The 13,052-nt window shown below is 67.7% G+C and carries 9 protein-coding genes; 3 read left to right on the top strand and 6 right to left on the bottom strand.

Translation table 11 applies throughout. The annotated features are described in order from the left end of the window. Positions 1–129: 129 nt before the first annotated feature. Positions 130–2,229, top strand: coding sequence for a putative bifunctional diguanylate cyclase/phosphodiesterase (locus AC56LU_RS04695; RefSeq protein ID WP_497174443.1), 2,100 nt, complete (start codon positions 130–132; stop codon positions 2,227–2,229). Here AC56LU_RS04695 and AC56LU_RS04690 read toward each other — a convergent pair. The 6 genes from AC56LU_RS04690 to AC56LU_RS04665 form a co-directional block, all read right to left on the bottom strand. After that, positions 2,226–3,149 (bottom strand): cupin-like domain-containing protein, encoded by a 924-nt coding sequence (locus AC56LU_RS04690; RefSeq protein ID WP_497174442.1) that lies wholly within the window; start codon positions 3,147–3,149, stop codon positions 2,226–2,228. The genes AC56LU_RS04695 and AC56LU_RS04690 overlap by 4 nt on opposite strands. Before the next feature lie 71 nt (positions 3,150–3,220). Continuing rightward, positions 3,221–4,117, bottom strand: coding sequence for an SMP-30/gluconolactonase/LRE family protein (locus tag AC56LU_RS04685; RefSeq protein ID WP_497174441.1), 897 nt, complete (start codon positions 4,115–4,117; stop codon positions 3,221–3,223). An 11-nt stretch (positions 4,118–4,128) separates the two neighbouring features. Then, complete coding sequence (locus AC56LU_RS04680) at positions 4,129–5,553, bottom strand: MFS transporter (protein ID WP_497174440.1); 1,425 nt, start codon at positions 5,551–5,553, stop codon at positions 4,129–4,131. A 90-nt stretch (positions 5,554–5,643) separates the two neighbouring features. After that, positions 5,644–7,224 carry an aldehyde dehydrogenase (NADP(+)) gene (locus AC56LU_RS04675; RefSeq protein WP_497174439.1) on the bottom strand — a complete coding sequence of 527 codons (1,581 nt, stop codon included), beginning with the start codon at positions 7,222–7,224 and terminating at the stop codon, positions 5,644–5,646. A gap of 3 nt (positions 7,225–7,227) precedes the next feature. Continuing rightward, the gene (gene kdgD / locus AC56LU_RS04670; protein WP_497174438.1) at positions 7,228–8,145 is read right to left on the bottom strand and encodes a 5-dehydro-4-deoxyglucarate dehydratase; all 918 of its coding nucleotides are present in this window, start codon (positions 8,143–8,145) and stop codon (positions 7,228–7,230) included. Positions 8,146–8,244: 99 nt separating this feature from the next. Continuing rightward, positions 8,245–8,973 carry a FadR/GntR family transcriptional regulator gene (locus tag AC56LU_RS04665; RefSeq protein ID WP_497174437.1) on the bottom strand — a complete coding sequence of 243 codons (729 nt, stop codon included), beginning with the start codon at positions 8,971–8,973 and terminating at the stop codon, positions 8,245–8,247. Positions 8,974–9,142: 169 nt separating this feature from the next. Between AC56LU_RS04665 and AC56LU_RS04660 the strand changes: the two genes are divergently transcribed. Further along, a complete protein-coding gene (locus tag AC56LU_RS04660) occupies positions 9,143–9,862 on the top strand; it encodes a rhamnogalacturonan acetylesterase (RefSeq protein ID WP_497174436.1) in 720 nt (239 codons plus the stop codon). Continuing rightward, positions 9,859–13,047 (top strand): pectinesterase family protein, encoded by a 3,189-nt coding sequence (locus tag AC56LU_RS04655; protein ID WP_497174435.1) that lies wholly within the window; start codon positions 9,859–9,861, stop codon positions 13,045–13,047. The genes AC56LU_RS04660 and AC56LU_RS04655 overlap by 4 nt, the downstream gene beginning before the upstream one ends. Positions 13,048–13,052: the final 5 nt, after the last annotated feature.

The raw sequence follows: 13,052 nt of genomic DNA, 5'->3' as shown, positions 1-13,052 counted from the left end.
TGCTCTCGCTACAACTTCTTTTCCTATTTCCAATCGCGCTGCATCAATATCGTCCTTTTTTGCGTTAGGATAGTTACCAGCACCAGATAACTAAATCTATACGCAACTCAGACCACTTCGAGAGGCTTGATGAGCGCTCTTGACGCACCGCAATCGCACGCCATCGGCGACCCGCATGTCTTGTCGCTGGAGCTGCTGCTGGACAACCTGCCGGGCCTGGCTTACCGTTGTCGCAATGACGGGGAATGGACCATGGAATTCGTCAGCGCCGGTATCGAGCAGCTGACGGGCTACCCCGCCGCCGCCTTCCTCGCGCGCCCCGGCATGCCCTTCGCGAGCATTATCCATCCCGACGACCGCAGCGCGGTCGAGCGCGGCGTTAGTCAGGCGCTGAAGCAGGGGCGCTCTTTCCAGCTGACCTACCGCATCCGCTGCGCCAATGGCGAACTGAAATGGGTGTACGAACAGGGAGCCGCACCACCGCACTCGGATAACAGGGTGCTGGAGGGTTTTTTGTTCGACTATACGCAGCTACGCAACGCGAACATGCTGGTGCACGAGCAAGCCTCCTACCTGCAGCAGGCGCGCGATGCCATCATTGCGATGGACCTGAACTCCCGCATCATCTACTGGAACAACGGCGCCGAACGGCTCTACGGCTGGAGTGCTTCCGAGGCACATGGCAAGAAATTTTCGGAGCTGCTGTGCGAAAACCTGCCGGCCTACCAGGCCGCCTACGAAAACACGCTTGCCAGCGGCGAGTGGAGCGGCGAGCTGTCGCACCTGCGGCGTGACGGCGTCTGCATCGATACCGACACCCGCTGGACGCTGCTGGCCGCCGACCGCGAATCGGGAGCGCCGCAGAAGATCCTGGCGATCAGCACCGACATCAGCGAGCGCAAGCACAACGAGGCGAAGATCTACCGTCTTGCCTTCTTCGACGCCCTGACCGACCTGCCGAACCGCGCCAGCCTGCTCGACCACCTGCGCCGCGCCCTGCTGGGCAGCGCGCGCACCCGCAAGTGCGGCGCCCTGATGTTCTGCGACCTCGACAACTTCAAGTACCTGAACGATTCGCAAGGCCACGCGGCCGGCGACATGCTGCTGCAGGCGGTCGCGCGCCGCCTCGAGCACTGCGTGCGCGAAGCCGACATGGTGGCGCGCCTGGGCGGCGACGAATTCGTGATCCTGATCCAGCCGGTGGACGACACGCGCGAAGGCGCGGCGGCCCAGGCCGAGACGGTCGCCAGCAAGGTAGTGGCCGCGATGGCCGCGCCCTTCCAGCTGGCCGACGTGATGTACTCGGTCTCGGTCAGCGTCGGCGTGACCACCCTGTGCGGCACCGTGGACACGGTCGAATCGACCCTGCGCCAGGCCGACGCCGCGATGTACCAGGCCAAGGCCTCCGGGCGCAACACCTACCGCTTCCACGATCCGGCGGTGCAGGCCGCCTGGTCGGCCAGGGCCGAGCTGGAAAGCGCGATGCGGCGGGCACTGCGCGACAACGAGTTCGTGCTGCATTACCAGCCGCAGCTCGACCGCAGCAGCCGGGTGATCGGTGCCGAGGCGCTGCTGCGCTGGCGCCTGCCGGACGGCCGGCTGCTGTATCCGGCGGAGTTCATCCAGGCCGCAGAACAGAGCGGCCTGATCATCGAGATCGGGCGCTGGGTGCTGCGCACCGCCTGCTTCGAGCTGGCGCACTGGCAGCGCTTCCCGGACATGGCCGGGCTGACGCTGTCGGTCAACGTCAGCGCCAGCCAGTTCATCGAACCGGATTTCGTGCCGATGCTGCAAGGGGTGTTCGAAGAGACCGGGGTGCAGCCCTCCAGCCTCAAGCTCGAGCTGACCGAAAGCCTGGTGGTGAGCGACTTCACCCAGACCGCGCACACGATGGCCATGCTCAAGCGGCGCGGGATCAGCTTTTCGCTGGACGACTTCGGCACCGGCTACTCGTCGCTGGCCTACCTGCGCAAGCTGCCGCTCGACCAGCTCAAGATCGACCAATCGTTCATGCGTGACGTACTCACCGACCAGAACGACGCCTCGATCGTGCGCTCGATCATCGCGCTGGGCGAGAGCCTGGGCCTGCAGGTGATCGCCGAAGGCGTCGAGACGCCGGGCCAGCGCCAGTTCCTGTCGGACGCCGGCTGCTTCATCTACCAGGGCTTCTTGTATGAGCACGCGCTGAGCTCGGAGCACTTTACCCAGTACGCGCGCACGGTGCATTAAACTTTCTGCCGCCGCACTGACGGATCATCGTGCAGTGCCAGCGGCACGCCGCGCGCCCAGCGGTTCGAGGACAGCGAGAAGCTCAGCGCCCGCACCTGGTGGAACCAGCCGGCCGGGACATACAGCAGCTCGCCCGGTTTGACGATGCACTCGACCAGGCTGGCGTGGCGCGCCAGCGGGAAGCACTCGTAGTCGGGCGCCTCCGGATCGACCGGGGAACCGAACAGCACCGGGTTGGCCTCGCGCACATACAGGAATTCATCGTGGTGGGGCGGCGCCAGGAAGATGCGCTTGGTGCCCCAGATCTGCGCGAAGATGTTGTCGTCGAAGTCGCAATGCAGCGGCGTGACAGTGCCGGTCGGGCCGAGCCAGAAGCGCGGCGGTCCCATCTTGCGAAAATAAGTCGGCCAGTGGCACAGGGTATTCAGCTCGCGCAGCTCGAGGTTGCCGACATAGGGCGGCGGCAGGCCGCCGCTGCCCCCACAGGCGACCAGTTCGAGGTAGTCGCCCATCGACATGTCCTGCATCGGACGGTCGGCGCGGAAGGCGTTGTTGATGTAGTCACCCGTTCGGGCACGCACCTGCAGCCCGCTATAGCGGTCGCTGAGCACCTGGGGGGACAGGCTGCACAGTGGCCAGCGTCCGACCAGCCCGGTCATCACGAAAGGCAGTCCCTGCACGGCGCGCGCATGGAAGGCGGCGGCGCTCAGGGGCCCGGTGCGCGGCACCTCGGAAATGGCGGGGAGTTCGCGCGCGGCGCGCTTGACGGCCTCGCGCATCGCGGGGATCGAAACGACGCCGCGTACTGCCGCGTCGCGCTCCTCCTGCAGCAGGCGGCGCGCGGCTTCCTCTTCATGAGTGGCAGCCAGGGTGGGCAGCGGCGGGAGCCGCTTTATCGAATCACTACTGTTACCAGACATCTTTCAGCGTTCCAGGCAAACCGTTCACGAAATCGCGGACAGCTTACTGCCTGGACGCCGAAAAGTCGATCCTAACGGCCGGCGCCGAACGGCGTTTCCGCCACGCCCTGCGCGCCAGGACGCAGCAGCACCACCGAACCGGCATCGCCGCCCGTTCCCGGATCGATCGAGGTCACCAAGAGGGTATCGAGCTGCGGGCCGCCGAAGGCGCACATCGACGGCTTGGCCATCGGCAGCGCAATCTCGCGGTCCAGCTTCCCGGCCGGGGTAAAACGCTGCACCAGGCCGGCGTCGTTGGCGCAGGTCCAGTAGCAGCCATCGGCGTCGACCGCGGCGCCGTCCGGACGGCCCTTCTGCCCGGTCAGGTCGAGGAAGACGCGCTTGTTGTGCGGGATGCCCTGCTCGATGTCGTAGTCGAAGGCCCACACGGTCCGGCACTGCGGATGCGAATCCGACAGGTACATGGTGCGCCCGTCGGGCGACCAGGCCAGGCCGTTCTGCGTGAGCAGGCCGCTCACGACCGGACCGTGCAGTCCGTCATCGAGGCTGTAGCGGTACAGACCGCCGACGGCGCGCGCCGCGCCCATGTCCATGAACATGGTGCCGCTCCAGAATCGGCCCTGGCGGTCGCAGCGTCCGTCGTTGAAACGCATGCCCTCGCCCAGCTCGGACACTGGCGGTGCGCCCAGGCGGGTGGCCACGAGCTTGCCATCCCCATGTCCGTCCCCTTCCAGCTGCAGGCGGAAGATGCCGGTTTCCATGCCGGCCACCAGGCTGCCGTCGGCGGCGGCTGCCACGCAGGCCACCATCTCCGGCGCTTCCCAGTGGCGCACCGTGCCGCTGGCATGGTCCAGGCGCCAGATGCGGTGCGCCGGGATGTCGACCCAGTACCACGCCTGTTCGAGCGCGTTCCAGGTCGGGCTCTCGCCGGTGGCGCAGTGCACGCCCTCGAGTCGATGGATGTTCATGCCCGTCCCCATTACAGGTCGGTGATCTCGCGATGCGCCGGCACCAGGGCCTTCATCACCAGCCAGGCGGTCAGGTAGGCCAGCGCGCAGATCGAGAACATGATCATGTAGCCGGTTTCCAGGTGACCCTGGGCGCCGTAGTAATCGAACAGCCAGCCGCCCAGCTTGGTGATCAGGACGCCGCCCAGGCCGCCGGCCATGCCGCCGATGCCGACCACCGAGCCGACGCTGTGTTTCGGGAACATGTCGGAAACGGTGGTGAACAGGTTGGCCGACCAGGCCTGGTGTGCCGAGGCGCCGATGCCGATCAGGATCACCGGAATCCAGAAGCCCAGGTAGCCGAGCGGCTGGGCCAGCAGCACCACCAGCGGGAACAGGGCGATGGTGAACATGGCGCGCATGCGGCCCTGGTAGATGCTGTGGCCGCGGTTCAGGAACCAGGTCGGCAGCCAGCCGCCGCCGATCGAACCGACCATCGTCATGCTGTACAGGACGGCCAGCGGCACGACCATTTCCGGCCCGGTGAGTCCGTACTGCCCCGACATGTACTTCGGCAGCCAGAACAGGAAGAACCACCACACGCCGTCGGTCATGAACTTGCCGAAGGCGAAAGCCCAGGTCTGGCGGTAGCCGAGCAGCTTGAACCACGAGGCCTTCGGCTTGGCCGCAGCGGCGGCCGGGTTCGCGTCCGCGGGCGCGCTGTCGCTGTTGATGTAGGCCAGTTCGCCGGCGCTCAGGCGCTTCTGGCGGTCCGGCGTGTCGTACAGCCAGATCCAGATGCCCATCCAGACGAAGCCGATCGCGCCGACCGCGATGAAAGCCATCTGCCAACCGTAGTATTCGGCGATCAGCGGCACCGTCAGCGGCGCCAGGATCGCGCCGATATTCGCGCCGGAGTTGAAGATGCCGGTGGCGAAGGAGCGCTCGCGCTTCGGGAAGTATTCGGCGGTGGCCTTGATCGCGGCCGGGAAGTTGCCCGCCTCGCCGATCGCCAGCACCGCGCGGCCGACCATGAAGCCGATGATCGACACCGGCACCGCGGCCAGGCCGAGGGTGGTGAACACGCTGTTGACGGCGGTGCCGATACCGATGGCATAGGCATGCGCGATCGCGCCGATCGACCACACCACGATCGCGAGAACGAAGGCGCGCTTGGTGCCCAGGCGGTCGATCACGCGGCCGGCGAACAGCATCGAGATCGCGTAGACGAACTGGAAGACCGCCGTGATATTGGCGTAGTCGGTGTTCGACCAGCCGAACTCCTTGGAGAGCATCGGCGCCAGCAGACTCAGGACCTGGCGGTCGAGGTAGTTGATGGTGGTGGCGAAGAACAGCAGGGCGCAGATGGTCCAGCGGTATTTCCCCACCGTGGAGGCAAGCTCCGGGGCCTGCGCCGTGCCTTGCTTGGTATTGGCGCTCATGACTTGCTGATTCATGGGATCAGTTCTTTTCAAACGAAACAGCCGGCGTCTCCTCCGGCTGGTGCATCAATCGAAAAAGGGGCGGCCGAAGCCGCCCCCCAGGCATTACCCGACAACCTTGAGGTCGCCATCCAGCACGCGTGCGAGGCGCAGTGGATTGTCGTCGCGAAGCGCCTCCGGCAGCAAGCCTTCCGGCACGTTCTGGTAGCACACCGGACGCAGGAAGCGGTCGATCGCGCTCGCGCCCACCGAGGTGGTGCGGCTGTCGCTGGTGGCCGGGAACGGGCCGCCGTGGACCATGGCGTGCGACACTTCGACGCCGGTCGGGAAGCCGTTGAACAGCACCCGGCCCGCCTTGCGTTCCAGGACCGGCAGCAGCTTGCCCGCCAACCCATGGTCGGCCGGCTTCACGTGCACGGTGGCGGTCAGCTGGCCGTGCAGCTGCTCGGCTGCCTGCAGCAATTGCTCGGCGCTGTCGAAACGCACCACCAGCGCAGCCGGGCCGAAGACCTCGTCCTGCAGGTCCGGGTTGGCCAGGAAATCGGCGGCCTCGACCTCGTACAGCGCGGCTTGCGCGGCGCAGCCGATACCTTCCGTACCGCCCTGTGCGACCAGGCGCACGCCCCCAGTCGAACCGAAGCGCGCGATGCCGCTGTTGTAGGCATCATGGATGCCGGCGGTCAGCATGGTACCGGCGCCCTTGGCTGCCAGCGCCGTGGTGGCCGCCGCAGTGAAGGCATCCAGTGCCGCGCCCTTGACCGCGAACACCAGGCCCGGGTTGGTGCAGAACTGTCCGACGCCCAGGGTCAGCGAGTCGACGAAGCCTTGCGCCAGCGCGGCGCCGCCTTCTTCCAGCGCGGCCGGCAACAGGAACACCGGGTTCACGCTGCTCATCTCGGCGTAGACCGGGATTGGTTCCGGACGTGCGGCCGCGGTGCGCATCAGCGCGGTGCCGCCGCCACGCGAGCCGGTGAAGCCGACCGCCTTGATGGCCGGGTGGCCGACCAGCGCCTGCCCGATGGTGCGGCCGTCGCCGAAGATCATCGAGAACACGCCTTCCGGCAGGCCGCACTCCTGCACCGCGCGCTGGACGGCGCGGCCGACCAGTTCCGAGGTGCCGAGGTGGGCGCCGTGCGCTTTCACGATGACCGGGCAGCCGGCCGCCAGTGCCGACGCCGTATCGCCGCCGGCGACCGAGAAGGCCAGCGGGAAGTTACTGGCGCCGAAGACCACGACCGGGCCGAGGCCGATCTTGGCCAGGCGCAGGTCGGGACGCGGCGGGGTACGGTCCGGCAGCGCGCTGTCGATGGTCGCGCCCAGGAAGCGACCGTCGCGCACCACTTTGGCGAACAGCCGCAGCTGGGTCACGGTGCGCATGCGCTCGCCTTCCAGGCGGGCTTGCGGCAGGCCGGTTTCCTGCTGGGCGCGTTCAATGAGGTCCGGGCCGATGGCCAGGATCTGTTCCGCCACCGCTTCCAGGAAGCGGGCGCGCTGTTCCAGCGGCAGTGCGCGGTACGGATCGAAGGCGGCGGCCGCGAGTTCGCAGGCGCGTTCCACATCCGCGCCGGTCGCCTGGCCGAAGGCCGGGCCGATCTCGCCGCGGGTGGACGGGTTGTAGGCTTGCACCTCGCCCGCGCTGCCGCGGACGAGCTGACTGCCGATGATCATTTCACCAGTGATTTGCATGGTTTATACCGGGTTCTTCTGCTTCTGGATCAGGGCCAGCAGCATTTCGTCTTCTGCCGCGGTCAGGTCGGTCAGCGGCGGACGCACCGGACCGGCGCCATGGCCGACCAGGCGCGCACCTGCCTTGACGATACTGACGGCGTAGCCGCCCTTGCGGTTGCGGATGTCCAGGTACGGCAGGAAGAACTCGTCGATCAGGCGGTTGGTGGTGGCGGTGTCGCCGGCGGCGGTGGCGTGGTAGAAGTCCATCGCCAGTTGCGGCACGAAGTTGAACACGGCCGACGAGTACACCGGGGTACCCAGGGCTTTATAGGCGCCGGCATACACTTCCGCGGTTGGCAGGCCGCCCAGGTAGCTGAAGCGGTCGCCCATCTTGCGCCAGATCGAGACCATCAGTTCGATGTCGCCGATGCCGTCCTTGAAGCCGATCAGGTTCGGGCAGCGGTCGGCCAGCTTGGCCAGCGAATCCGGGGTCAGGCGGCAGGCGGCGCGGTTGTAGACCACGACGCCGATCTTCACGGAGCGGCACACCGCTTCCACGTGGGCGATCAGGCCGTCCTGGTTCGACTCGGTCAGGTAGTGCGGCAGCAGCAGCAGGCCCTGGGCGCCCTGGCGCTCGGCTTCCTGTGCGTGGGCGATGGCGGCGCGGGTCGGACCGCCGCAGCCTGCCAGGATCGCAACGCCGGTGCCGGCGCAGGTGTCGACCGCGGTCTTGACGATCTGGCCGTACTCTTCGCCGTGCAGCGAGAAGTATTCGCCGGTACCGCCGGCGGCGAACAGCGCGGTCGCGCCGTATGGTGCCAGCCATTCGAGGCGCTTCTGGTAGCCGGCTTTGTCGAATTCGAGTTCGGCGGTGAAATCGGTGATCGGGAAGGACAGCAGGCCGTGCGACAGGACTTTTTGTAGTTCAAGCGGTTGCATTACAGAGTCTCCAGGACAGGTATGAGTAAAAACTGCTTCAGGTTGTATGTCATCGTACAACCTAACGGATGACCCTGCAAGCGCTAAGTGCGACTTTTTTTAATTGATCATGGATTCGATACGACGCTGTGCTTCCACCAGCCGCTCGCGGCTATTGGACAGGTGGGTGCGCATCGCCGCACGTGCGGCTTCCGGGTCGCGGCGCTCGATGGCACGGTAGATGTCGTCGTGCTCGCGGCCGACGCGCTCGTTGAACTTGGCCGGCTTGTCCTGCTCCAGCTCGACCGTGTTCAGGCGCGCACGCGGAATGATCGCGTTGCCGAGCTGGGTGAGGATGTCTTCGAAATAGCGGTTGCCGGTGGACTGCGCGATCAGGAGGTGGAAGCGCTTGTCGGCATCCACCGCCGATCGGCCGACCGCCATCGCTTCGTGCATCTCGGCCAGCGCCGCCTCCAGGTCGCGCACCTGCTCGTCGGTGCGGCGTACCGCGGCCAGGCCGGCGGTCTCGGTCTCCACGCCGATGCGCAATTCCAGGATCGACAGCACGTCGCGCAGGGTCAGGATGCTTTCGGCATCGATGCCCAGGCCGGCCTGCGGACGTTCCAGCACGAAGGTCCCGATGCCGTGGCGCGTCTGTACCAGGCCCGAGGCCTGCAGGTGCGAAATCGCCTCGCGCACCACGGTGCGGCTCACGCCGTGCTGCGCCATCATCGACGACTCGGTCGGCAGTTTCTCGCCGGGCTTGAGGATGCCCTGGCGGATGCTGCCGCTGATCTGTTCGACGACGCCCTGTGCGAGGTTGCGGGGCTTGCGCTGCGTAGGGATCATGAAGATAGATGGCTCGAGAAAGGAATGACTCGATTATATATCACGACAAGATGTCTGACGTCTTACGACAGATACAAGTGTCCTGCTGCTGCAACACCACGCGCGGCCTGACCGCTTGATAAATTGGTCAGGCCAAAATAGAATCTGACCAACCCTTAGGAGCTTGTCCATGCCTCGTCCCGTTTTCTCCCTCGCCTGTCTCGTTCCCCTGCTGTTCGCGGCCCAGGTGCACGCCGCTCCCGCTCTGCCCGACCGCGTGATCCTGGTCGGCGACTCCACCATGGCCAGCACCACCGGCTACGGCGACGCCCTGTGCGCGCGCTTCACTCCGGAGACCGCGTGCCACAACCTGGCGCGCGGCGGCCGCAGCTCGGGGAGCTTTCGCGCCGAGAAGCGCTGGGACGAAGTCTTGCAACTGCTGCGCGAGGGCGCGGGCTTCGGCAAGACCTGGGTGCTGATCCAGTTCGGCCACAACGACCAGCCCGGCAAGCCGGGGCGCTCGACCGACTACGTCACCGAATTCCCGGCCAACATGCAGCGCTACGTGGAAGAGGCGCGCGCGCTCGGCGGCGTGCCGGTGCTGGTGACGCCGCTCACGCGCCGCAGCTTCAAGGACGGCTACGTGCACAACGACCTGGCGCCCTGGGCCGCCACCGTGCGCCGGATTGCGCGCAACACGAAGACGCCGCTGGTCGACCTGAATGCGCTGTCGCTGGCAGCCGTCCAGGACATGGGCCCGCAGGAAGCCGACAAGCTGGCACGCACAGGGGCCAATTTCGACTACACCCACCTCGGGCCGCTCGGCGCGGAACGCTTTTCGGGCATCATGGCGCAAGAACTGATGCGCCAGCTGCCGGCGCTGTCCGCAGCCATGCGGGGCGCACGATGAAGGCGCCGCCGTTTGCCCTGCTTGCGCTGGCCGCGGCAGGCGCCGTGGCCGCACCTGTCACTCCTCCATTCAGGCCCGCCACCGAGTCGGCCCCGATCCCCACGGCCGAGCGCCAGCACGCCCCCTTCGACGGCTGGGCTGCACAAGAGGGCGGCACCCGCGGCGGCGCCCTGGCCAGCCCCGCCCACGTCTACACCGTGCGCGACCGCGCGCAGCTGCTGGCGGCATTGGCTGCGCCGGCCCCCGCGCGCATCGTGCGCATCGCGGCGGCGATCGACATGAGCGAAGGGCGCGCTTTCCGCGACAGCGCGGACCAGGCGCAGCGCGGCGCCGTACGCATTCCCTCCAACACCACCCTGATCGGCGTCGCGCCCGGCGCCGGCTTCGTCAACGGCGCGCTGGCGGTAACGAAGGTCTCGCAAGTGATCATCCGCAACCTCGCGCTGCGCAACCCCTGCGATGTCAGCCCGCGCTGGGACCCGCAGGACGGCCCCAAGGGCAACTGGAATTCGCTGTTCGACGCCATCACGGTGTCCGGCTCGCACCACGTGTGGATCGACCACAACAGCTTCACTGACGCGCCCGCCACCGACGACACCCAGCCGGTCGAGAACGGCAAGCTGAAGCAGTGCCATGACGGCACGCTCGACATCAGCCAGGCCTCCGATTTCGTCAGCGTCACCTACAATCACTTCGCCCAGCACGAGAAGACCATGCTGATCGGCGCGAGCGACCGCGCCGGCGGCGACGCGGGCCACCTGCGCATCACGCTCAAGGGAAACCTGTTCGAGCACGTGGCCGAGCGTGCGCCGCGGGTGCGCTACGGCCAGGTCCACCTGCTGAACAATTACTACGTCGGCGACCGCAAACACCCGGTCTACGGCCACAGCTACAGCGTCGGCGCGGGCCACGCCTCGCGCATCATCTCGGATGCCAATGCCTTCGACATCGCCGGTGCGCAGCGCTGCGCGCAGGTAGTGCGCGATCCGGGCGCGAGCCCGGGCATCCATACCGACAGCGGCTCGCTGCTGAACGGCGCGCCGCTCAAGGACTGCCCGGCCGGCGGCGACGCCGGCTGGCGCGTACCCTACGGCTTCACCGCCCTGCCGGCCGCCGACGTGGCGCGCCACGTGCGCCAGCATGCCGGCCCGCGTCCATTGCAGGCGGCAGCGGACGGCTATGTCGAGGCCCGCTTCGTCCCGGCCGCAGGCGCCCCATTCCTGCTGCGCTCACGCCAGGACGACAACGGCGACTGGCAGGGCGCAAGCCTGGCGCTGACCGACGGCGGCAAGGTGTTCCAGGTGGAGCTGCTGGAATCGCGCGGCGGCGAGATCAAGCGCATCAAGCAGGTGCGCCGCAATGCCTCGCTGCCGGGCGTGCCCGTCGTGCTCCGCTACGCCGCCGAACCGGGGCCGCAGGGCAATCTGCTGAACGTCTCGGTCGATGGCGACAGGGCCACCTGGCTGGTGGCGCCGCCGCTGCCCGCCGTGCAGCCGGTATCCTGGGACGCCGGCGCCAGCACCCTGCTCGACCTGCGCGGCGGCCCTGCCGGCACGCCGCCCGAGCGCGTGACCGTGCATGTCGGTGCCGACCGGATCGGGCTGCAGGCGGGCGACATGCCAGATACCGTCAGGGTCGGCGGCGCCGCCCGAATTGCCGCAGTCTCGGCCGATCCGCGCATCGCCGGCGCCGAGGTGGGAAGCGGCGCCCTGCGCCTGGCCCCGCTCGCTGCCGGCCGCACCACCGTGACGGTGCGCAGCCTGGACGATCCTTGGGCGCAGGCCGTGTTCACGGTCGACGTGGGCGCGCCTTTCGCCGCCCCCGGCGCCGCCACCCTGCCCGCCTCCGCCATCGCCCACCCGGCCAGTGGCGAGCGCGGGGTGCCGCCCGATACGCCGCTGCGCCTCGTCTTCGCCGAGGAACCGGTGCTCACCGGCGAAGGCAGCGTGCGCGTCTATCGCAAGCGCGACCGGACGCTGGTCGCCGTCATCCGTCCGGGAGAGAACGTGATCGCGATGGGACCGGCGCAGCGCCAGCGCCTGGTACGCCAGCACCCGATCCGGGTGCACGGCAAGGAGCTGTACGTGCGGATGCCGGTGGCGCTGGAACGCGGCGCCGAGTACGAAGCGGTGGTCGACGCCCGCCTGGTGCGCGCCAAGGGCTTCCGGGGCGCGCGCTGGTCCTTCCGCACCACGCCGTTCAAGCCCGTGGGCGACAGCGTCACGGTCGACGACGACAGCCGCGCGGACTTCCGCACCGTGCAGGGCGCACTCGACTACGCCATGTCGCTGCCGCGGGAGCAGGCGATCACGGTGAACGTGCGCGACGGGGTCTATCCGGAACTGCTCTACCTGGTCGACAAGGACAATGTCATGTTGCGCGGGCAGAGCCGTGACCGGACCATCATCCGCGCCGCCAACAGCGATACCCGCAATCCGGGTTCGGGCACCGGACAGCCATCCGGCAGCGCCGGCATCACGGGCGGCCGCGCCCAGTTCCTGGCCCAGGACGTCGACATGCTGGAACTGCGCGACATCGCGCTGCACAACAGCACGCGCCGCAGCGACGGCCACTCGGCGCAGGCCGAGACGATCTTCTTCGCCAGCGACCAGGGCCGCCTCATCGCACGTAATGCCCATTTCATCAGCGAGCAGGACACGCTGCAGCTGCATGGCTACTCCTGGTTCTACAAGTCGCTCATCGAGGGCAACGTCGACTTCGTGTGGGGGAACAACCGCGCCGCCCTGTTCGAGGACAGCGAATTGCGCACCCTCGGCGACAGCGCCAACCCGCAAAGCGGCGGCTACATCGTGCAGGCGCGCACCGTGGGCAGGGACGAACCCGGCTTCGTGTTCCTGCGTTCGCGCCTGACGCGCGGCCCTGGCCCTGCGGGTAACCTGCCGCCGATTGGGGCCACCTATTTCGCGCGCTCGCCCGGCACCGCCAATACCTGGGACAACGTGGCCTTCATCGGCTGCAGCGTCGGCCCGCACATCGCGCAGGATGCGTGGTACCGCAAGCCGCTGCCGAATCCGCTCGAAGGCGGCTGGCGCGAATTTGGCAACACGGACGAAGACGGGCAGCCGCGCAGCTACGGCGGCTTCCAGATGACGCGTGCGCAGGCCGAACGCCTGTCGAACCGTGCGGCGGTATTCGCGGGGCGCGGCTGGAATCCCAAGCCTTGAAAACA

It is taken from the genome of Telluria sp. PB2R4 (genome assembly GCF_059685695.1).
The sequence above is the reverse complement of the archived record's forward strand: the minus strand, read 5'-3'. Positions and strand labels throughout refer to the sequence as shown.

Coding starts and splice junctions, on each gene's coding strand:
- AC56LU_RS04680 (WP_497174440.1), bottom strand. CDS start 5,553: ATGAATCAGCAAGTCATGAGCGCCAATACCAAGCAAGGCACGGCGCAG.
- AC56LU_RS04660 (WP_497174436.1), top strand. CDS start 9,143: ATGCCTCGTCCCGTTTTCTCCCTCGCCTGTCTCGTTCCCCTGCTGTTC.
- AC56LU_RS04685 (WP_497174441.1), bottom strand. CDS start 4,117: ATGAACATCCATCGACTCGAGGGCGTGCACTGCGCCACCGGCGAGAGC.
- AC56LU_RS04665 (WP_497174437.1), bottom strand. CDS start 8,973: ATGATCCCTACGCAGCGCAAGCCCCGCAACCTCGCACAGGGCGTCGTC.
- kdgD (WP_497174438.1), bottom strand. CDS start 8,145: ATGCAACCGCTTGAACTACAAAAAGTCCTGTCGCACGGCCTGCTGTCC.
- AC56LU_RS04655 (WP_497174435.1), top strand. CDS start 9,859: ATGAAGGCGCCGCCGTTTGCCCTGCTTGCGCTGGCCGCGGCAGGCGCC.
- AC56LU_RS04690 (WP_497174442.1), bottom strand. CDS start 3,149: ATGTCTGGTAACAGTAGTGATTCGATAAAGCGGCTCCCGCCGCTGCCC.
- AC56LU_RS04695 (WP_497174443.1), top strand. CDS start 130: ATGAGCGCTCTTGACGCACCGCAATCGCACGCCATCGGCGACCCGCAT.
- AC56LU_RS04675 (WP_497174439.1), bottom strand. CDS start 7,224: ATGCAAATCACTGGTGAAATGATCATCGGCAGTCAGCTCGTCCGCGGC.